Source organism: Tamlana crocina (assembly GCA_040429635.1).
Taxonomy (GTDB): Bacteria; Bacteroidota; Bacteroidia; order Flavobacteriales; family Flavobacteriaceae; genus Flavisericum; species Flavisericum crocinum.
Window position 1 is genome coordinate 2,100,729 of the sequence record CP158972.1, and the last position, 18,349, is coordinate 2,119,077.

21 protein-coding genes are annotated in these 18,349 nt (G+C 38.5%); 2 read left to right on the forward strand and 19 right to left on the reverse strand.

From position 1 onward, the window contains the following. The first annotated feature begins 238 nt into the window (after window positions 1–238). Window positions 239–1,138 (forward strand): mechanosensitive ion channel domain-containing protein, encoded by a 900-nt coding sequence (locus ABI125_09265; protein ID XCF04915.1) that lies wholly within the window; start codon window positions 239–241, stop codon window positions 1,136–1,138. Window positions 1,139–1,389: 251 nt separating this feature from the next. Here ABI125_09265 and ABI125_09270 read toward each other — a convergent pair whose 3' ends face one another. The 16 genes from ABI125_09270 to ABI125_09345 all read right to left on the reverse strand — a co-directional run bounded on the left by ABI125_09270 (window position 1,390) and on the right by ABI125_09345 (window position 13,765). Beyond that, complete coding sequence (locus tag ABI125_09270; GenBank protein ID XCF04916.1) at window positions 1,390–2,694, reverse strand: deoxyribodipyrimidine photo-lyase; 1,305 nt, start codon at window positions 2,692–2,694, stop codon at window positions 1,390–1,392. Continuing rightward, window positions 2,691–3,173, reverse strand: a complete 483-nt coding sequence (locus tag ABI125_09275; protein ID XCF04917.1) for an SRPBCC family protein — start codon at window positions 3,171–3,173, stop codon at window positions 2,691–2,693. The genes ABI125_09270 and ABI125_09275 overlap by 4 nt, the downstream gene beginning before the upstream one ends. A 4-nt stretch (window positions 3,174–3,177) precedes the next feature. Then, window positions 3,178–3,639 carry a TspO/MBR family protein gene (locus ABI125_09280; GenBank protein ID XCF04918.1) on the reverse strand — a complete coding sequence of 154 codons (462 nt, stop codon included), beginning with the start codon at window positions 3,637–3,639 and terminating at the stop codon, window positions 3,178–3,180. After that, the gene (locus tag ABI125_09285) at window positions 3,626–3,802 is read right to left on the reverse strand and encodes a Lacal_2735 family protein (protein XCF04919.1); all 177 of its coding nucleotides are present in this window, start codon (window positions 3,800–3,802) and stop codon (window positions 3,626–3,628) included. Before ABI125_09285 ends, ABI125_09280 begins: the two co-directional genes overlap by 14 nt. Window positions 3,803–3,820: 18 nt before the next feature. Further along, window positions 3,821–4,504 (reverse strand): SDR family oxidoreductase, encoded by a 684-nt coding sequence (locus tag ABI125_09290; GenBank protein ID XCF04920.1) that lies wholly within the window; start codon window positions 4,502–4,504, stop codon window positions 3,821–3,823. Between the two features lie 23 nt (window positions 4,505–4,527). Beyond that, window positions 4,528–4,743: a hypothetical protein gene (locus ABI125_09295; protein ID XCF04921.1), complete on the reverse strand. Its 216-nt coding sequence runs from the start codon at window positions 4,741–4,743 to the stop codon at window positions 4,528–4,530. A 165-nt stretch (window positions 4,744–4,908) separates the two neighbouring features. Further along, on the reverse strand, window positions 4,909–5,133 hold the full coding sequence (locus ABI125_09300; GenBank protein XCF04922.1) for a hypothetical protein: 225 nt from the start codon (window positions 5,131–5,133) through the stop codon (window positions 4,909–4,911). Between the two features lie 4 nt (window positions 5,134–5,137). Continuing rightward, complete coding sequence (gene folE, locus ABI125_09305; GenBank protein XCF04923.1) at window positions 5,138–5,833, reverse strand: GTP cyclohydrolase I FolE; 696 nt, start codon at window positions 5,831–5,833, stop codon at window positions 5,138–5,140. A 37-nt stretch (window positions 5,834–5,870) separates the two neighbouring features. Further along, a complete protein-coding gene (locus ABI125_09310; GenBank protein ID XCF04924.1) occupies window positions 5,871–6,143 on the reverse strand; it encodes a TIGR03643 family protein in 273 nt (90 codons plus the stop codon). After that, a complete protein-coding gene (locus tag ABI125_09315) occupies window positions 6,140–6,568 on the reverse strand; it encodes a hypothetical protein (GenBank protein ID XCF04925.1) in 429 nt (142 codons plus the stop codon). Before ABI125_09315 ends, ABI125_09310 begins: the two co-directional genes overlap by 4 nt. Before the next feature lie 84 nt (window positions 6,569–6,652). After that, complete coding sequence (locus ABI125_09320) at window positions 6,653–8,152, reverse strand: deoxyribodipyrimidine photo-lyase (GenBank protein XCF04926.1); 1,500 nt, start codon at window positions 8,150–8,152, stop codon at window positions 6,653–6,655. Next, window positions 8,142–9,674 carry a cryptochrome/photolyase family protein gene (locus ABI125_09325; protein XCF04927.1) on the reverse strand — a complete coding sequence of 511 codons (1,533 nt, stop codon included), beginning with the start codon at window positions 9,672–9,674 and terminating at the stop codon, window positions 8,142–8,144. The genes ABI125_09320 and ABI125_09325 overlap by 11 nt, the downstream gene beginning before the upstream one ends. 26 nt (window positions 9,675–9,700) lie before the next feature. After that, window positions 9,701–11,125: an SDR family oxidoreductase gene (locus ABI125_09330; protein ID XCF04928.1), complete on the reverse strand. Its 1,425-nt coding sequence runs from the start codon at window positions 11,123–11,125 to the stop codon at window positions 9,701–9,703. A gap of 29 nt (window positions 11,126–11,154) precedes the next feature. Beyond that, window positions 11,155–11,790 (reverse strand): flavin reductase, encoded by a 636-nt coding sequence (locus ABI125_09335; protein ID XCF04929.1) that lies wholly within the window; start codon window positions 11,788–11,790, stop codon window positions 11,155–11,157. After that, on the reverse strand, window positions 11,790–13,100 hold the full coding sequence (locus ABI125_09340; GenBank protein XCF04930.1) for an AarF/UbiB family protein: 1,311 nt from the start codon (window positions 13,098–13,100) through the stop codon (window positions 11,790–11,792). The genes ABI125_09335 and ABI125_09340 overlap by 1 nt, the downstream gene beginning before the upstream one ends. Window positions 13,101–13,108: 8 nt before the next feature. Next, the gene (locus ABI125_09345) at window positions 13,109–13,765 is read right to left on the reverse strand and encodes a TetR family transcriptional regulator C-terminal domain-containing protein (GenBank protein XCF04931.1); all 657 of its coding nucleotides are present in this window, start codon (window positions 13,763–13,765) and stop codon (window positions 13,109–13,111) included. Between the two features lie 195 nt (window positions 13,766–13,960). On the opposite strand from ABI125_09345, the gene ABI125_09350 reads away from it, so the two are divergent. Beyond that, window positions 13,961–14,809 carry a DUF2911 domain-containing protein gene (locus ABI125_09350; protein ID XCF04932.1) on the forward strand — a complete coding sequence of 283 codons (849 nt, stop codon included), beginning with the start codon at window positions 13,961–13,963 and terminating at the stop codon, window positions 14,807–14,809. 85 nt (window positions 14,810–14,894) lie between these two features. Here ABI125_09350 and ABI125_09355 read toward each other — a convergent pair whose 3' ends face one another. The 3 genes from ABI125_09355 to ABI125_09365 all read right to left on the reverse strand — a co-directional run bounded on the left by ABI125_09355 (window position 14,895) and on the right by ABI125_09365 (window position 18,341). After that, complete coding sequence (locus ABI125_09355) at window positions 14,895–15,590, reverse strand: DsbA family oxidoreductase (protein XCF04933.1); 696 nt, start codon at window positions 15,588–15,590, stop codon at window positions 14,895–14,897. Between the two features lie 74 nt (window positions 15,591–15,664). Then, window positions 15,665–16,651, reverse strand: a complete 987-nt coding sequence (locus ABI125_09360; protein XCF04934.1) for a Gfo/Idh/MocA family oxidoreductase — start codon at window positions 16,649–16,651, stop codon at window positions 15,665–15,667. Further along, window positions 16,629–18,341, reverse strand: coding sequence for a sodium:solute symporter (locus ABI125_09365; protein ID XCF04935.1), 1,713 nt, complete (start codon window positions 18,339–18,341; stop codon window positions 16,629–16,631). The genes ABI125_09360 and ABI125_09365 overlap by 23 nt, the downstream gene beginning before the upstream one ends. Between the last annotated feature and the right edge of the window lie 8 nt (window positions 18,342–18,349).

Genomic DNA, 18,349 nt, shown 5'->3' on the forward strand with positions numbered 1-18,349 from the left:
ATCATGTTTATCGCTCACTTTTAAAAGTGAAAATGAAGGAATGAGTACTAAATTCAGCCTGCAAATGAAACAGGTTAACTTTTTGCTCTAAAACGTTAATCTGTTCTCTTTTTTCATTATATATTATTCGAGCGCTCCGTTAGTGTTTAACAAGTTTACTTGGATAAAAACAGATTGTAGTTGATGAGGCTCTAAAGGTAAATTAAGAAAAAAGTTTAAATAAATCAAAATGACAAAAATGGAAGAAAAATTTTCAATAGAAGAGGCTGTAAATAGCCTATGGGATAAATTAGATGGCTGGATGGAAGCCATTATTTTAAAGCTGCCAAATCTCGCTTTGGCCATATTGGTAATGATTGCGTTTTATTTTATAGCTAGGGGAGCGAGAAAGGTTTTTAGAAAATTTATTTTATCAAGAATACAACAGAAGTCCATTCAGGATATCATCGCTAAAATAATTTTTATTACAGTGATATTGATTGGTTTTTTTGTTGCCTTGGGGGTATTAGATCTTAACAAGGTGTTAACCAGTATTTTGGCTGGTGCAGGTGTAGTTGGTCTAGCCATTGGTTTGGCTTTGCAAGGTACATTAAGCAACACGGTGGGCGGTTTGGTGCTGTCTTTCATGCCGAAAATTAGGATTAATGACTATATTGAAACGAATAATATAAAAGGATTCGTTTCAGAAATTAGCCTAAGAAATATTGTATTGAGGCGACCAGACAATAATTATGTAATTGTTCCCAACTCTAAATTTGTAGATGATGCATTTACTAACTATTCGATTACCGATAGAAGTCGAATTACGGTAACCTGCGGTGTTGGGTACGAAAGCAATTTGCAAAAAGTTGAAGATTTGGTTAGAAAGATTATTTCAGAAAACTTCAAGCAAAAGCCAGGAGAAGATGTAGAGTTTTTCTTTACCGAGTTTGGAGATAGCTCTATTAATTTCATGACGCGTTTTTGGATAAGTTTATCTAAACCTAAACATGAACACACCGCAAAACATACAGCCATAAAACTGATTAAGGCGAACTTTGATAAAGCAGGAATCAATATCCCATTCCCAATTCGTACGTTGGATTTCAATAAAAACGAATTACACCTCAATGTTGAAAAGGACAGTGAAGAGTCTTAACATGTACCAGTCAATCAATAGATTGTAAGTTATGTTATCTTATTTTTAGGAGCAGGTACACTCTGAATTGAATATTGATTTAGAACAATTGAAAAGCAAAAGCCAAACTGTAAATATTATCATCAATCCTTTTTTTCGTATCTGGCCTAAATTAATACTTTAAGCACAACTACATTACGGTCAGTTATAATTATTACAACATAATTAAACGAAAATAGCCAAAATTTTCGCAAAGCTAATTTTAAGCTTCGCTAGTCCAACGCCGTTTTATAAACCTTTAAACAGCGTTCGCGAGCAAACCTGTGGTCTACCATTTTTTCGGGATACGTGAGTTCTTGAAAATCGGGCACCCAAGTTTTAATATACTTTAAATTTTTATCGAATTTATCAATTTGTGTAGTGGGATTAAAAATTCTAAAGTATGGTGCAGCATCAACACCGCTGCCCGCGACCCATTGCCAGTTGCCTACATTGCTTGCCATTTCGTAATCGTGCAGCTTTTCGGCGAAATAGGCTTCGCCCCAGCGCCAATCGATAAGCAGGTGTTTACATAAAAAGCTGCCCACCAACATCCGTACGCGATTGTGCATAAAGCCGGTTTGGTTGAGTTGGCGCATACCGGCATCAACCAAGGGGTAACCCGTTTTTCCTTCGCACCAAAGTTTAAATTCAGCTTCGTTGTTGCGCCAGTCAATGCGGTCGTATTTGGGTTTAAAACTCTCCGTAACCGTATGCGGAAAATGCCAAAGAATTTGCATGAAAAACTCTCGCCAAATGAGTTCTTTCCAAAAGGTTTCGTTGTTTTCGGCGATGGCTTTTTTTATCATTTTTCTGATGCTAACGGTACCAAACCGTAAATGCGGTCCCAAATGGGAGGTAGCATCCTGTGCAGGGAAATTCCTTTTGCTTTCGTATTCTTGAATAAGGGTTGGTGTTACGTTGTAATCTTCTATTTTTTGCGAAGCTGTTTTAAACCCCATGTCGGATAAAGAAACATTGGGCAGTCTGGTGTGTTCTACCAAATTCTTTAAATAACTATTGGTGTAATAAATCTCCAGATTGTGGCTTTTGAATTTTTCCTTCCAAGTTTTCATGTACGGCGTGTAAACCACATACGGGTCGCCATCGTTTTTTACCACCTCGCTTTTTTCAAAAATGACTTGATCTTTAAAGGTTTTAAAAGAAATACCATTATCCTCTAGCAAGGATTCGACTTGGTTATCACGCTCTGTGGCATAGGGCTCGTAATCATGATTGGTAAAAACGGTATCGATTGTATAGGTTTCAATCAGATTGTTGAAAACGGTTTTGGGCGTATCGTAATATATGGCAATGCTACTGTTGTGCTCCTTTTGAAGGGTGTCGCGCATGGCCTGAAGGGTTTCAAAAATAAAGTTGACGCGAGCATCATCTTCGGGCAGTTTGTCAAGAATATTCTTGTCGAAAATAAAAATGGGTAATACGGCGTGTTCGCCTCTTAGAGCTTCATAAAATCCGAGGTTGTCATCCAATCTTAAATCACGACGGAACCAAAATATATTTATGGGCTGTTTCATTGGTGTTGTCCGGTTTTAGTAAAAGTACCAAAAAGCATTTCAAGTTTTTGTTGTCTGTAGTTGAATATTTCTTCCAGTTTCGGCTTAACAACAATGGGCTGTACCCATTGGCCCAAAATTCCGAAAGGTAATTTATAATCAATAATGTCCTCCATTTCAACACCACCTTCAATTTCTTTTAAAAAATGTTTGTGGTGCCATAGGGCATAAGGACCAAAACGTTGCTCATCGACAAAATACTTTTGATGCATACTATGGGTGATTTCGGTAACCCATTTGGTTTTTATGCCCAAAACGGGTGTTACAATGTATTGAATAATTTGCCCGGCATACATGGGGCGGTCGGCTCCCGAAAGAATTTCGAACCCCATATAATCTGGAGTGATGGTCTTTAAATTTTTGGGGTTGGAAAGGAAATCCCATGCTTCGGCTATCGTGATGGGAAGTTTTTGTGTTTTGTGTAACCGGTATAGTTTCATCAATTTAATTGTAAATTAAAATATAAGCATTTAAAGACGTAGCAATACATAGCCAAATGAAATAGGGGAGCACTAAAAGTTGTTTGGCCCACATTATAGTTTTAAAATCGTATAGGAATTTAAAAATAATGATTGTTAGCAGAGCAATACACACTAAACCTATGGCTACTAAATGCTGATTAAAAAAAAGATAATTCCACGCCACGTTTAAAACCAGTTGGATTAAAAACAAAATGACCACTTTTTTGTGTGGGTGTATTTTTAAAAGAATGGCCATATAAACGGAAAAGCAGAGCATAATGGTGGTCCAGGCCGCACCAAAAACCCAACCCGGTGGTGTCCAGGGGGCTTTGTTTAGATTTTGGTACCATTCGGTTTGTGGACCGTTATCCATCAGCCAACTGCCAAGGGCCAAAGCACCGAAATTTATCACTAAAAAGAATATGATGTATTTAAGCAGCTTCATGTTTCATTCCGTTCAAAATTTTGGCAATTTCTTGTGCTTGTGCGTATTTTTCATCACTGGCAGCTCTATTGATGGCGGAGAGGTGGTGCCACTCTCGCATTAATTTTTTAAACTGTTCTTCTAATTTCTCTTTTTTTGATTTTCTCTTGAAAAAACTGAACATAGCTAATTGTTTAAGAATTTATATTTTGAAACTTACTATGCCACAGTCCATTTTGAATATTTGCCCAGAAATGGAAGCGGCTTTATCTGATATTAAAAAGGAGGCCATGTCGGCGACTTCCTTCGGGTTTAAATATTTTTTTAAAGGATGGCGATTGGTGATATTTTCAATCATTTTTTCATTTCGCAATAAATTTGAAGCTAAATCGGTATCGGTTACTGTTGGCGCAACTGCATTGATTCTAACGGTTGGGGCGAGTTCGGCTCCCAATGATTTTACAAGTCCTTCAACGCCCGATTTGGCGGTGGCTATACTCGCATGAAAAGGCATGCCCAATTGGGTGGCCACGGTACTAAAAAGTAGTATGGAAGGACTGTTTGAAGCTTTTAATGCTGGAAGGTACTGTTGTATCGCCTTTACGGCACCCAAGACGTTGATTTCGAAATCGGTCTGAAAGTCTTCGGTGTTTAATCTGGAAATCGGTTTTAGGTTAATACTGCCCGGACAATAAATTAAAGCATCTGCACTTTTAATTTCCGGTAAATCGTCTTTTAGGATGTCGCAGGAATGATGTTTTAAATTGGGGTGGGATTCGGGAGGCGTGGTTCTACTTAAGTTAACCACGTTGTGTGTGCTAACAAGTGTTTTTACAATGGCCTTACCAATGCCCTTACTTCCACCAACTATAATAACTGTTTTCATATGGGTTCAGGGCATTTTATGGGTTATGGCCTGCCCTTGAGCCGTTTTTCAATTTTTTGTTTAATGGCTGTTAATCGCTTCATAAGATCCATAATTTTTGGATCTTTCTTTTCTTTATAAACAGTGTTCAAGCTTAGTATTAAATCCTTAACTTCTCTAGACGATTCAATACGCTCGCTTGTTGTTTTAAAAGTGTGCTTGCGTTGCTCAAATTCTAAAGCTCGATCAATAATCTCCATAGTTTTTATTTTATCCTGTATATTGAGTGTATCTGAAACATGTGCTGTTTCACTAATTTGACAATATAATAAAATCTACGAAATATGATGTTTTTACTACCAATTTTTATAAAAACTTTAATAAAACGTGGTGGTTTTAACCAAAATTTGAGTAGTTCTTAAACTTTATGCGGTTAATGGCGCACCTTTTAATCGTTTTTCAACTTTTTGTTTTATCGCAGTAAGTCGTTTCATGATATCCATGATGTTTTCATCTTTTTTCTGCTTGTAAATTTTATTCAAATCTAAGATGAGTCGTTTGGCTTCTCTAGATATTTTAACACGGTCGCTGGTTGATAGCGACTTCATTTTACGCTGTTCAAATGCTAATGCTTCGTTAATGATGTCCATAATGTTAGCTTTTAATATAGTTTTGAAATTCAGTAATTTTTTCGGGTGTATTCAATTGCCCTCCAAAATAAGAGGTGATGGTTACTGAGGTGTCGTCTTTAATGCCTCTCGATGATACACAAAGATGCTTGGCCTCAATAATTACGGCAACGTGCTCGGTATGGAGTATATGTTTCAGGTCTTCCGCAATTTGGTTGGTTAAACGTTCCTGAACTTGCGGACGTTTAGCATAATACTGAACGATGCGGTTTAGCTTCGAAAGCCCAATAACTTTGCCGGACGAGATATAGGCCACATGGGCTTTTCCGATAATGGGTACAAAGTGGTGTTCGCAATTCGAGTAAAATGAAATATCTTTTTCAACCAGCATTTGGTGGTATCGGTACTTGTTTTCGAACAACGCCACTTTCGGTTTATTTTTAGGGTTTAACCCTGAAAAAATTTCATCAATATACATTTTAGCGATACGCTGTGGCGTGCCTTTTAAGGAGTCGTCGTTAAGGTCGAGTCCTAAAACATCCAAAACTTCTTCGAACAACAGGGTAAGCCGCCGTTTTTTTTCGTCGTCGCTAATACTATGGGCATCTGCTTTCATTGGGGTTTCTAGCCCTGTATACAAATGGTCGTCTCCTATATCGTCAACCGATAGCGCATTTGGACTATGCCCGTAAAGTTTACCGTTAATTGTTCCTGTGCTCATATTTTTTGTGTTTTTCTGATATCGAATACATCACGGCTTAGCGTTTTGATATCCTGTTTTGGGAAATGGGTTTTTGTCTGGAGCATTTAAAGCTGCGGACTTCAAAATGCCTCAATTTTTCATGTTTGGTTTTTCGCCCCTGAACGCGTTTGCGCCACATTATAAAACTTTTGGGCTTCAATTTTTTTCGCATGAATTCAATCACGTCCTGTTCCTTCAAGCCAAATTGAAACCTTATCGCTTCAAAGGTGGTACGGTCTTCCCATGCCATTTCTATAATTCGGTCTTCTTCTCGTGCTGTAAATGTCATGGGTTACGGAAATTAAATTGCGACGCGTTTTTTATTTTTTTATCCAACATTTTATCGAAAAACCTTTTATTCTCCCTAAATGTTTTGTTGTTTTTAAAATGTATGAAATTACCTTGAGCGTGTATACTAATGCCGTTGGTTCGGTATACCACTAATTGAAAATAGGGTATAGCCCAAGTATAGGTTTTAAGTCCTTTATTGATATGAATTAGGATGCCTTTTTTTCTTAGCTCGATATTCGCATAATTAACATCCGAAACTAAATTCATATAGGGTGCTAGATTTGGACTCACCTCACTAATAATCATACGTTTTGAACCCACGCCTTTCATCTTAAAGGACTCTAAAAGTGTAAAGGGCCTGCCCACCATATCTTCCAATAGTGGTTTGTGCTCTTTATTATTATATGTTGAATCGAATATCATTCCATTCAAAGATACAAAATGTTTAACTATAATAAAAATAAGTTAAACAAAATGTTTTAACTGTATAAACTGAATGAATGAAAGTTAGCTGTTGTTGCGGATATCTGTAAAATTGCTGCGTTTGGCCAATGTGTGTTTTTTTAAAATTCTTTTGCTTTCATTTTTCACAAGGTTGTCTTTACGAAGATTCCATAGGGTATCAGAAGCCCTTTTTCGGGTAGCATCGATATCTACAATTGGATTGGGGTAATCTTCGCCAAGTTTAAAATTGTAAAATTGTTGCTCCATTTTGGTCATTAAATAGGGCTGATGGATAAAAGGAATCTCTAATGTTCTTAATTCTGGAACCCATTTTTTTATGAATGTTCCATCAGGGTCGAATTCTAAACTGTTTTTAATGGGATTGTAGATACGAAGCGTGTTAATACCAGTTTCACCGGCCTGCATTTGTAACTGCGGAAAGTGAATGCCGGGCTCAAAATCAAGGAACATTTGCGATAAGTGTGTTGTGGCCTCTTGCCAAGGCTGCCAGAGGTTGTGCGTAAAAAATGAAACCACCAAGGCCCGCATTCTAAAGTTTAAATATCCCGTTTCATTTAAGCAGCGCATACAGGCGTCAACCAATGGGAATCCCGTTTTCCCCGTTTTCCACGCCTCTTGATATTCCAATGAAATGTTCTTTTTTAACTTGTGGTAGCCTTTATTGATGCTAGCGTTTTCCATGGTGTGCTCCATTTCAAATTTTTGAATGAAATGTGATTGCCAGCGCAAGCGAGAGGTAAAGGCGTTGAGTGCTTTCTTGTTTTTTATGGTTTTTTTAACGGCATTTGTTTGGTGCAATACTTCTCTAATCGACAAGTTGCCCCATGCGATGTATGGCGACAGTCGGCTGCATGATGTTCGGCTCAATTCTGGTTTCGAGATATGGAACATGTAATTTTTGTAGCGTTCTTTTAAAAACGACTTTAAGTAACGCAAACCAGTTGTGCGACCGCCTTTTTGAAATGGCGTATTTGTGTCGGTTTTCAAACTGGGAACATTGAAGTTTTTTTCTAGTTGACCAATAGCGTTTAAATCTAAAAGCTGATTGTCTTTTGGGGCGAAAGGCAATGGCTCCATATCATAGAAAATATCGCAAAGTTCCAACCATTTTTTGCGGTCTTTTAGTCCGCGTTGTACGCCATTGTTTATATTTTCATGCCAATTGATAAAGTTGTTTTTGCAAAAGCGCTTAAAGGATTTGTCGCGATTAAAAGTAGCCAGTATGCCAGTTTCTTGGTGCGAATAAACATTATTTATTTTGTAGGCAGATAGAATTTGGTTAATCGCCGCAATAATATCCGATTGTACCACGAGTACTTTCGAGTGGTATGGTTTCAACGAATGGTTTAAATCGGTTAAAGACTGTTTTATAAAATCCCAATGCCGCTGGCTGTAATGTGGATCGTTTAACAGTAAAGGTTCGAAACAGTATAGCAGCAATAGATTTCCACCAGAATTTAAGGCATTGCAGATGGCTTCGTTGTCTTGTAGGCGCAAATCGCGCTTTAGCCACACTAAATGAATTTCGGGCTTAGTATTCATCTTGATTATTTATGATATGTTGCGCCCGTTTTTTAATTTGTTCTTTTTGTGAATCATCCATTTTATCGAGAACACTGTACATCATTTTCATGCGGTAGTTGTTGCCTAAAAATTGACGTTTTTCATCCAAGAAGTTCCAATACAGGCTATTGAACGGGCAGGCATTTTTTTCAATTTTTTTGTTTTTGTTGTAATGGCAGTTGTCGCAATAATTACTCATCTTACTGATGTAGGAGCCTGAGGAAACATAAGGCTTAGTGGCAATTTTTCCGCCATCTGCAAACTGACTCATCCCACGGGTGTTAGTGAGCTGTACCCACTCAACGGCATCAACATAAATGCCCAAATACCATTGGTCTACTTCATCGGGATTGGTTTGGGTTAAAAGCGCATAATTTCCAGTTACCATGAGCCGCTGAATGTGATGGGCATATCCATTTTCCAATGAGTTGGTAATGGCGTGTTTTAAGCAATTCATTTTAGTATTGCCCGTCCAGAAAAACTCGGGCAAGGGGTTATTGTTTTTTAGTTCGTTTTTGGTTTTGTAGCCTGGCATGAGCATCCAATACATGCCGCGCATGTACTCGCGCCACCCAATAATCTGTCGCACAAAACCTTCAACCTGCGAAATATCGATGTGCTCGCGGTGTTTTCGGTAATAATTCATAACCGTATTCACGACATCTTTTGGAGAAAGAAGTTTTAAATTCATGGCAAATGATAGCCGAGAATGGAATAAATACGTTTGGTTGGTATGCATGGCATCCTGAAAATCGCCAAAGTGAACCAGTAGATGTTCGCAAAAATATTTGAGTTGTTCCAATCCTTGCTTTCTAGTAATGGGGTATTGAAAGGTTTTGCTTTTAAATTCGCCAATGGTTTTAATATTAGCTTGTTCAATATCCTCAATCACACTATCTACGTCGTTTTTAAACCATTTGTACTGCGGAATTTCAGTATCACCAGTCCATTTGTTTCGGTTGCTTTTGTCGTAGTTCCATTTACCGCCTTCGGGCTGATTGCCAACCATCAGAATTTCATGTGTTTTACGCATGTATCGGTAGAAGTTTTCCATGAGATACTGCTTTTTGCCCTCAAAAAACTGAGCCAATTCCTCTCTGCTGGTATAAAAATGTTCTGCGGAAACGGACTGGGATTCTATATTCAACTGGTTGCAGAATGTTTTTAACTGCTCGTCCAATCGATATTCATCGGGAAGGACGTATTCAAACTTTTGAATATTTTCATTATCAATGACTTCGGATAGGTTCTCAGCTAACTTTTGCTGATTGTTTTCATCATTGATTTTTAAGTAATAAACACGGTGTCCAGCACTTTTTAAATCTTCTGAAAACTGACGCATTGCCGCAAAAAAGCCAATCACTTTTTGAATGTGGTGCACCACATAATCAGTTTCCTGTCGCATTTCAAAAAGACAGTATAACACATTGTCTTCGGTGTTTTTAAACCAAGAGTGTTTTATATTGAGTTGATCGCCAAGTATGAGTCGGAGGGTTTTCATAAAATCTATTAAAATGAAAAATTAGGCTAAGCTTTGGCCAATTCGTCAATCATGCCTTTAAAAATAACGCCATGAAACGGCAACACGCTGTACCAATACAGTCGGCCCCAAAGTCCGCGAGGTCTAAATGTGGCGGTCTGTTTTAGCAAATTGTCTTCAATCTTGAATTCGAGCCATGCCTCGCCGGGTAGTCGCATTTCTGCGTATAGTAAGAGCTTCTTTTTGTTTTTGTCGGCGAAAATAACGCGCCAAAAGTCGAGCGCATCGCCAACATTCAAATCAGACGGATTGGTGCGTCCGCGCCTTAAACCAATACCGCCAAAAAGTTTGTCGATATATCCGCGAATACGCCAAAGAAAATTACCGTAATACCAACCTGTAGTACCGCCAATGCTCCAAATTTTGTTGATTGTGATATTCTCGTCATTTACTTTACGCTCTTTATAATCCCGAAAACAGCCAAATTGAGGTACGTTGATGTATTTGTGCAAATTTTTCCGAAGGCGGCCACTGCTAATCATGGAATCTTTCCAACTGGATACTATACTGTTTTGCTCAATTTTTTCGAACGCCAGTTTTACCGCTTTTTTGTAGCTTATGGGGTGAACATCAAGAATGCTGTTAATATTACTTGGTTTTCCAATAATTTGAACGCCCATGCTATCTACTAACGACGTGGCGAGTTTGTAAGATGTTGAGGTAACGAAATACAACCAATACGACGATAATTTTGGGGTCATCACTGGAACGGTTAGTATGTAGCGTTTTAATTCACGTACTTCGGCAAACTGAAGCAGCATCTCTTTGTATGTGATAATTTCCGGACCAAAAATATCATAAGATGTATTATAAAGTTCGGTTTTGCCTGCTCCCCGAGTTAAAAAGGCCAAGACGTCCCTTACCGCAATAGGCTGTGTTTTGGTGTTTAGCCATTTTGGAGCAATCATAAAAGGTAGCTTTTCAACTAAATCCCTTATAATTTCGAAGGATGAGCTTCCGGAACCAACAATAATCCCTGCTTTAAAAACCGTTAATGCGTACTTTGTTGAGGCTAGCGCTTCTTCAACATTTTTTCTAGACTGCAAGTGTTTTGAAAGCTTCTTCTCGTTGGTAATGCCACTAAGGTATATGACTTGTTTCGCATTTGTGTTTTCAATGGCCGATTTAAAATTTTGCGCACATTGCTCTTCAAGTGATTTGAAATCTTTCGAGGAGTTGGACATAGAATGAATTAGATAGTAGGCTACATCAATATCCTTTGGGATATTTTCCAACGTTTCTGGCTTTAAAAAATCGCCCTCAATTACATGGACGTTCTCTTCGTCAGCATAGCTTTTATCTGCCCTTAGTCTATCTCGTACTACACAAAACACGGTATGCCCTTCATTTAACAAAAAGGGGATGAGGCGTTTGCCAATGTAGCCCGTAGCTCCTGTAACAAGAATAGTCATATGGGTTTAATTTATTAAAAATTAAGGAGTTAATCCTTGTTCGTAACTAAATTTTTGGGTCGTTGGTAACCGTAGCGTTCACGTGCTTGGGGTATAGTGTAACCGTCTAATCCATTTATGGCGGCTACTTGGGCGAAAGATAGATTAATGAATCCGTCGTTTTCAATTAAGCCATCTTCAACGTAAAGTGCTTTAATTTTGCCCACTACCAAAATAGTGTTGTTTGCTTTTATGGGGTACTCTTCAACAAATTCCATCGCTAGTTGTATGGGTGCACCCTCAACAAACGGCGCATGAAAATCGTTTTTATATTCTGGTTTTAAATTGGTAACCTCGAACTCTGAAACGTTAGATTCGTATTTGGCCGAGGTATGGTGGGCATCTTGAATAATTTCTTCATGAATATGATTTATAGTGTAAAAACCGGTGTCTTTAATATTTTGGTAGGTGTTTCTTAACACTGTAGTGGGGCGTAAAAAGAAACCGAGCAGAGCAGGGCTGGAGCCTAAGTGGGTTACTGAGCTGAACACTGCAACATTTTTGATACCCTGCGCTGATCGGGTTCCAAGTAGATTGGCAGATTTGTAACCCGAGCAACTATTAATCAAGTTTATCTTGTAAATATGATCGAGCTGTTCTATATCTGAAGCACTAAAGTAGGTCATTATAATTTCAAGTAATTATTAATTGTTATATTTTGAGCTTTTAAATCGAACATTAAATTGTAAAGTCCGAAAAACGTCCGGTTAATGTATATGAAATGCTTGGAGCCGCGATTGCCATTCATTTTTTTTAGTTCGGTGTTTTTGGAATAGCGCTCACCCAAGTCGGCTATTTTTCCGAAAAACTCTGCATCCGAAAAGTCGAAATGGTCTTGTTGAAACGGCTGGGTAAATAAACTTAACATTTCATGGAACATTTTAGTGAAAAATTCCAATTCTTCAGGTGAGTCTTCCGGTTTTAAAATTTCCAATTCAAATAATTTTCTTTCGAAAATAACTTTGTTGTTGATATTCTCGCGTTTAGCCAACTCGAAATACGGTACATAAAAATCTTCAGGAATCGACTTCATACATCCAAAATCTAGGGCAATCAATTCACCTTCTTTTGAAATTAAAAAGTTGCCCGGGTGTGGATCGGCATGTACTTTTTTTAAACTATGTATTTGATACATGTAAAAATCCCAAAGGGCCTGACCCAATTTGTTGGCTGTGCTTTGGTTGGAGTTGTGCAGCGCGAATTCCGAAAGGTGTTCGCCTTCCATATAATCCATGGTGATGATGCGCTCTGACGACAACGCTTCGTAATATTTCGGAAATTTTAAGTTTGGAATATGCCTGCATGCTTGGGCAATTTCTTCACTCTGTTGAAGTTCCAAAATATAGTTGGTCTCTTCGGTTAATTTATTTTCGACTTCTTTGAAATATTTATCGGAATCCTTTCCTTTAATATTGAACATGCTAATAGCCACGGGTTTTACCATGGCCAAATCGCTAGCAATACTTTCGGCAACGCCTGGATATTGGATTTTCACAGCAAGCTTTTTCCCATCTTTTTCGGCAATATGCACTTGGCCAATGCTTGCCGCGTTAACAGACGTTGCGTTAAAGGTATCATAGATTTCATTTGGTGTTTTGCCAAAATATTTTTTAAAGGTTTTGGTGACCAATGGCGGAGAAAGTGGCGGCACAGAGAATTGCGCTAAAGAGAATTTCTCGACATAGGCACGGGGCAAAATGCTTTTTTCCATACTTAGCATTTGGGCCACCTTAAGGGCACTGCCTTTTAATTGTTTTAAACCATCGTAAATATCGGACGCATTATTTTTGTTTAAACGTTCTTTGGCTTCGCCTTCATTAGTTACCAATTTATCGCCGTAATATTTCAAGTAATTTACGCCCACTTTGGCCCCTGTGGAAACCAATTTGGTGGCTCTGGATATTTTCGAGGTCGGTATGCTATCAATTGTTTTCATGGCGCTTTTTAGTTCATGTGTATTTTTTCTTTGAAAAGGAACTTTCCTAAATCTAAAACGCTTTGTAATGGCGCAATATTCAGTACGTCGAAGCTGGTGTTTACCGATTTTTCAATAAAAACATCGGTTTTTTCGAAGGCGGGCGATTGGTCTTCCATCCAAAATTTAATAGTAAATAATAGTTGGCCCCAAGCCGATTCTTTCAACGCTTTTTCCTGTAGACGTTCTAAGCGCTTTTCCTTTAAATCTAGCATTTGAATGCCTAAACTATTCACATACGCTGTAAAAAGCTGTCTTAATCCAGATAAGGCACGTAGGTTTTTCAATTCGTTTTTATGCTTGTTTAGGGCATATACCACATAGCTCCGGTTAGCAGTGAGGTTTTCAAAGAAGGTATAATAAAAACTGAGGAGTTTGTTCCGAGCGTCAAAGATTTGGTAGTCTTCGTTTTTTTCTAATACGGTCAACGAATTCGTGAAAAAAGCTTCAAAAATCCCTTTTTCGACCGATTCGAAGGATGTAAAGTGCTCGTAAAATTGGGCTTCTTCAAAATTATGGAATTTAGAAAAAGCGTAAACCGATTTGGGGTTTTCACCGTGTTCTAAAATAAAATCCATGTAAAAACTTATGATTTTGTCGCTGCTGATATTTTTTTTCTTTGCCATAACAGTGTGTTTTTCACAAATATACAAAATGTTTAATTAAAACTTAAAAAAGTTAAACAAAATGTTTTAGGATGGAGTTTTTGTGAAAGGCGCCCTTAGAAATAAATAACCATTTACTTTTAAGGTTTTGTTAACAGTAATATGGAAGGTGATGTGTACTTTTATACGACATGTTTAACTTAAATAAAACTAAAAATGAAAAAATTACTACTAGTGCTATTGGCCTTTACAGCGGTCTACAGCGCAAAAGCTCAAGTGGAAACCCCAGCGCCTAGTCCGTTTTCTAAAACGGAACAAAAAGTGGGGTTGACCGACGTAACGTTGGAATATTCCAGACCCAATATGAGAGGAAGAACTATTTTTGGCGATTTGGTGCCCTATGATAAAATATGGAGAACGGGAGCAAACAAAAATACTACGATTAGCTTAAGTACAGATGCCGTTGTGGACGGACAAACTTTAAAAGCGGGAAGCTATGCTATTTTTACTAAACCTGGAAAGGAATCGTGGGAGGTTTATTTTTATTCGGATACCGAAAATTGGGGAACACCACAAAATTGGGACGAAAGTAAAGTAGCCGCAAAAGCCACCGCAGAGGTTTACAAAATGCCTGTAAAAATTGAAACGTTTACCATAACATTTGACGATTTAACCAGTAGTTCTGCCGTTTTAGGCATGCTGTGGGAAGATGTTTATGCTGGGGTGAAAATAGAGGTGCCTACTGACGATTTGGTGTCTAAATCCATTTCAAAAGTGATGAACGGACCAAGTTCGGGCGATTATTTCCAGTCTGCGGTATATTATTTACAGGAAGGCAAAGACATCAATCAGGCTAAAACGTGGATTGATAAAGCGATTGCTATGGCGGGCGATAAAGCTCCATTTTGGCAATTGAGGCAACAGTCGTTGATCTATGCCAAAGCTGGTGATAAAAAAGGTGCTATTGCTGCTGCTAAAAAATCGTTGGCTGCGGCCGAAGCTGCCGGTAATGCCGATTACGTTAAAATGAATAAAGATTCACTGAAAGAGTGGGGGGCGATGTAATGTAGTGTTCCAAGCAATTAAAAAAGAGGCTGAATTCGTTGTGTTAAACTTCGAATTCAGCCTCTTTTTTTAGTTCAAAATAAGCTTAATTACAGTGGCCGTCTATATCGCAACTATGGCCTTCCGGAACCATCTCAAGTTTACCTTGTTTGTTTTTCCAAGCCTTTTCAAGCGATTCGGTAAATACTTCCACTGGTTGTGCCCCAGAAATACCGTATTGATTGTCTATCACGAAAAAAGGCACGCTGTTAATGCCTAGATTGCGGGCTTCCATTTGGTCTTTGCGCACTTCATAGGTAAAATCATCCGAGTCCAACATGGTTTTTGCTTTTTCGGCATCCATTCCTAAACCAGAGGCCAAGGAGGTGAGTGTGTTTACGTCGTCCACATTCTTTCCTTCGCTAAGGTGGGCTTTTAAAAGCACTTCTTTGGTTTGGTCTCCTAAGCCTTGATTTTTAGCAAAATGAAGCAAACGGTGTGCTTTCAATGTGTTCGCCGGAACAGAGGCTTCCAAATTAAAATCCAAACCTGCCTGTGATGCCATGGCGGTAACATTATTAAACATATGTTTGGCTCGCTCTGGGTCAATTCCTTTGCTTTCAACAAAATGTTCGATTGCATTTTTATCGGTCGCGGTTTTTAAATTCGGGTCTAGCTCGAAACTTTTCCATTCTATTGTAATCTCGTCACTATTTGGAAATTGCTTAAGGGCGGATTCAAAATGTTTTTTGCCGATGTAGCAGAATGGACATCTGATATCGGACCATATTTTTATATGCATAATATTTGCTATTTTATTTCTTGACTTAGACGTTTTAAGCCAAAGAAACTTTCATGCTAAAGAAACGAAAGGTTTTAATAATCAAGCCCAATAATTTCCCGAACCTCATCAAGTGTTTTAATCAGTTTTTTACTGAAATCGAAAGTCATAATATCACTTTCTGTTTTTCCTTTTCTTAGTAGTTCATTAAAATGGATGGCCTCGTAATTATAGCCAATAGTGGTATAGTTAAAATCCTTAACTTCTTCTTTTCCATTTTTTATAATGGAGACCGTAGATGGCGCATGAAATTGCGTATTAATTTTTAAAATGCCCTTTTCGCAATGAAAAATGGCTTGGGTGGGCGTTTCTTCAATCAGAGAACTTTTTAATTCGGCCTTTGCTCCATTTTCATAATCGAAAAGCATGTGGCAGGTGCTATCGGTGCCATTCTCAAAAAAGGTGGCATCGGCTTCAATATTTTTCGGCATTCCTAAAGTAGAAAGCGCAACAAAAATAGGGTAGATGCCAATGTCGAGCAGACTACCGCCGCCCAAATTTTTAGCAAAGAGTCGGGTGTTGGTGTCGTACGGACGCGTAAAACCAAAATCAGCTTCTAATTTTACAATATTGCCAAAGGTTTTATTTTTAAGTTCTTTTAAAACGTATTGGTAATGTGGTAAAAAATAGGTCCAAAGCGCTTCCATTAACAGTACGTTTTTCTCTTTGGCTTTTGCAATCATGTCGCCTACTTCGGAGGCATCCATGGCAAAAGGTTTTTCGCCTAAAACAGCCATGCCGTTTTCTAGACACATGATGGCGTTGTCTTTGTGCAAGCTATGAGGCGTAGCTATGTAAACCGCATCGATATCGGGGTCTTTGGCTAAAGCTTCGTAGCTGTTGTAAGCTTTTGTCGCTTGGTATTTTTTAGCAAATTCATCGGCTTTGGATTGCGACCGCGAAGCCACAGCATACAGTTCGGCATCGCTTATGGTTGCCAAATCGGTAGCGAATTTATCGGCTATTTTTCCGAGGCCAATAATGCCCCATTTTATTTTCTTAAATGCTTTCTCTGGTGTCATTTTTTTGTGTTAATTGAATTAAACAAGCTAGAGCAATCACGATAATGCAGCCTACAAAATTTAGCCATAAAAATGGTAGGTTAATGATTTCAAATTCATTTAAAAAGTAAAGTGCAATCACAATGGTTTGTGTAATAAGTGCCCCAATAAAAACGGCGTTGCCCTTAACGAATTTAAAGAAGAACGCTAACAGAAATATCCCTAAAACATTACCGTAAAATATAGAGCCGATGATGTTTACCAACTGAATTAAATTCTCAGCCAAATTGGCTACGCAAGCCACGGCAATGGCCATGATGCCCCAAGCGAAGGTAAACCATTTTGAGGCCTTAACCATGTGTTCTTCGGTTTTATCGCTGGTGTTTCTTTTGTATAAATCGATGGTGGTGGTCGAGCCCAAAGCGTTGAGCTCACTGGCGGTGCTAGACATGGCAGCACTTAAAATAACCGCCAATAAAAGCCCGATAAGTCCGCGAGGTAAATTGTTCAAAATAAAGTGAATAAACACATAATCCTTATCGTTGCTTTCTACTTTTACATCTTGGTTTTCTGAAGCTTTATCAATTAGTGCTCTGGCTTCTGCGCGTATATCGTTTTGGGCTTCGTTGGCCAAAGCGATGTAGTTGGCTGCTTTGGGGTTTTCGTCGTTAATATAAGCGGCTATGATGTTTTGCTTGTCGTTAAAAACGGCTTGTTGTTCTTGTTGAAGGGTTTTGTAATCCTCAGCATATTCCGAGCTTAAAACCAAATCGGTGGCGGTTGGGTTGAAATTTACTGGTGAGGCATTAAATTGATAAAAAACAAATACCATAACGCCCACCAAAAGAATGAAAAATTGCATGGGGATTTTCAGCAGTCCATTGAAAATAAGTCCCAATTGCATTTCCTTAACCGATTTCCCCGAAAGGTAGCGCTGAACTTGGCTTTGGTCGGTTCCGAAATACGAAAGCATCAAAAAAGTACCGCCAATAATGCCGCTCCAAAAGGTGTAACGATTATTTAAATTGAATGAAAAATCGAGCACCTCCATCTTGCCATTGGCGCCAGCGATATCAAGTGCTTTTTTAAAGGTAATATCTTGCGGAAGTTTGTCAACAATCAAAAAGAAAGCGACCAGCATTCCAATAAAAATCACCAACATTTGATGTTTTTGAGTCACGTTAACGGCCCGCGTACCGCCCGAAACGGTGTAAATAATTACGAGCACGCCAATGGCGATATTAAGCGTTAATAAATCCCAGCCCAAAACAACGGACAAAATAATGGCTGGTGCAAAAATGGTGATTCCGGCAGCTAAGCCGCGTTGAATCAAAAATAAAATGGCCGCCAAGGTTCGGGTTTTTAAATCGAAGCGATTTTCCAAAAACTCGTAGGCCGTGTACACTTTTAATCGGTGATATAACGGTATAAAAACCATGCAAATTACAATCATGGCAATGGGAAGCCCAAAGTAAAACTGAACAAAGCCCATACCGTCATTAAACGCTTGTCCCGGGGTAGATAAAAACGTAATGGCACTGGCTTGAGTGGCCATTACCGATAGCCCGATAGTCCACCACTTGGAGGTATTCCCACCACGTAAATAGTCCGTTACATTTTTACTACCACGGGTTTGCCAGGTACCGTAGGCTACAATAGCGGCGAGTGTTAAACTTAAAACAGTCCAATCAATCCAACTTAAAATCTGCATATTTTAAA

What these genes read in the sequence shown, in the direction of transcription:
- ABI125_09265 (XCF04915.1), top strand. Translation starts at nt 239, where the DNA reads ATGGAAGAAAAATTTTCAATAGAAGAGGCTGTAAATAGCCTATGGGAT.
- ABI125_09365 (XCF04935.1), bottom strand. Translation starts at nt 18,341, where the DNA reads ATGCAGATTTTAAGTTGGATTGATTGGACTGTTTTAAGTTTAACACTC.
- ABI125_09270 (XCF04916.1), bottom strand. Translation starts at nt 2,694, where the DNA reads ATGAAACAGCCCATAAATATATTTTGGTTCCGTCGTGATTTAAGATTG.
- ABI125_09315 (XCF04925.1), bottom strand. Translation starts at nt 6,568, where the DNA reads ATGATATTCGATTCAACATATAATAATAAAGAGCACAAACCACTATTG.
- folE (XCF04923.1), bottom strand. Translation starts at nt 5,833, where the DNA reads ATGAGCACAGGAACAATTAACGGTAAACTTTACGGGCATAGTCCAAAT.
- ABI125_09290 (XCF04920.1), bottom strand. Translation starts at nt 4,504, where the DNA reads ATGAAAACAGTTATTATAGTTGGTGGAAGTAAGGGCATTGGTAAGGCC.
- ABI125_09345 (XCF04931.1), bottom strand. Translation starts at nt 13,765, where the DNA reads ATGGCAAAGAAAAAAAATATCAGCAGCGACAAAATCATAAGTTTTTAC.
- ABI125_09325 (XCF04927.1), bottom strand. Translation starts at nt 9,674, where the DNA reads ATGAAAACCCTCCGACTCATACTTGGCGATCAACTCAATATAAAACAC.
- ABI125_09350 (XCF04932.1), top strand. Translation starts at nt 13,961, where the DNA reads ATGAAAAAATTACTACTAGTGCTATTGGCCTTTACAGCGGTCTACAGC.
- ABI125_09310 (XCF04924.1), bottom strand. Translation starts at nt 6,143, where the DNA reads ATGACATTTACAGCACGAGAAGAAGACCGAATTATAGAAATGGCATGG.
- ABI125_09320 (XCF04926.1), bottom strand. Translation starts at nt 8,152, where the DNA reads ATGAATACTAAGCCCGAAATTCATTTAGTGTGGCTAAAGCGCGATTTG.
- ABI125_09275 (XCF04917.1), bottom strand. Translation starts at nt 3,173, where the DNA reads ATGAAACTATACCGGTTACACAAAACACAAAAACTTCCCATCACGATA.
- ABI125_09355 (XCF04933.1), bottom strand. Translation starts at nt 15,590, where the DNA reads ATGCATATAAAAATATGGTCCGATATCAGATGTCCATTCTGCTACATC.
- ABI125_09300 (XCF04922.1), bottom strand. Translation starts at nt 5,133, where the DNA reads ATGGACATCATTAACGAAGCATTAGCATTTGAACAGCGTAAAATGAAG.
- ABI125_09295 (XCF04921.1), bottom strand. Translation starts at nt 4,743, where the DNA reads ATGGAGATTATTGATCGAGCTTTAGAATTTGAGCAACGCAAGCACACT.
- ABI125_09335 (XCF04929.1), bottom strand. Translation starts at nt 11,790, where the DNA reads ATGACCTACTTTAGTGCTTCAGATATAGAACAGCTCGATCATATTTAC.
- ABI125_09280 (XCF04918.1), bottom strand. Translation starts at nt 3,639, where the DNA reads ATGAAGCTGCTTAAATACATCATATTCTTTTTAGTGATAAATTTCGGT.
- ABI125_09285 (XCF04919.1), bottom strand. Translation starts at nt 3,802, where the DNA reads ATGTTCAGTTTTTTCAAGAGAAAATCAAAAAAAGAGAAATTAGAAGAA.
- ABI125_09360 (XCF04934.1), bottom strand. Translation starts at nt 16,651, where the DNA reads ATGACACCAGAGAAAGCATTTAAGAAAATAAAATGGGGCATTATTGGC.
- ABI125_09340 (XCF04930.1), bottom strand. Translation starts at nt 13,100, where the DNA reads ATGAAAACAATTGATAGCATACCGACCTCGAAAATATCCAGAGCCACC.
- ABI125_09330 (XCF04928.1), bottom strand. Translation starts at nt 11,125, where the DNA reads ATGACTATTCTTGTTACAGGAGCTACGGGCTACATTGGCAAACGCCTC.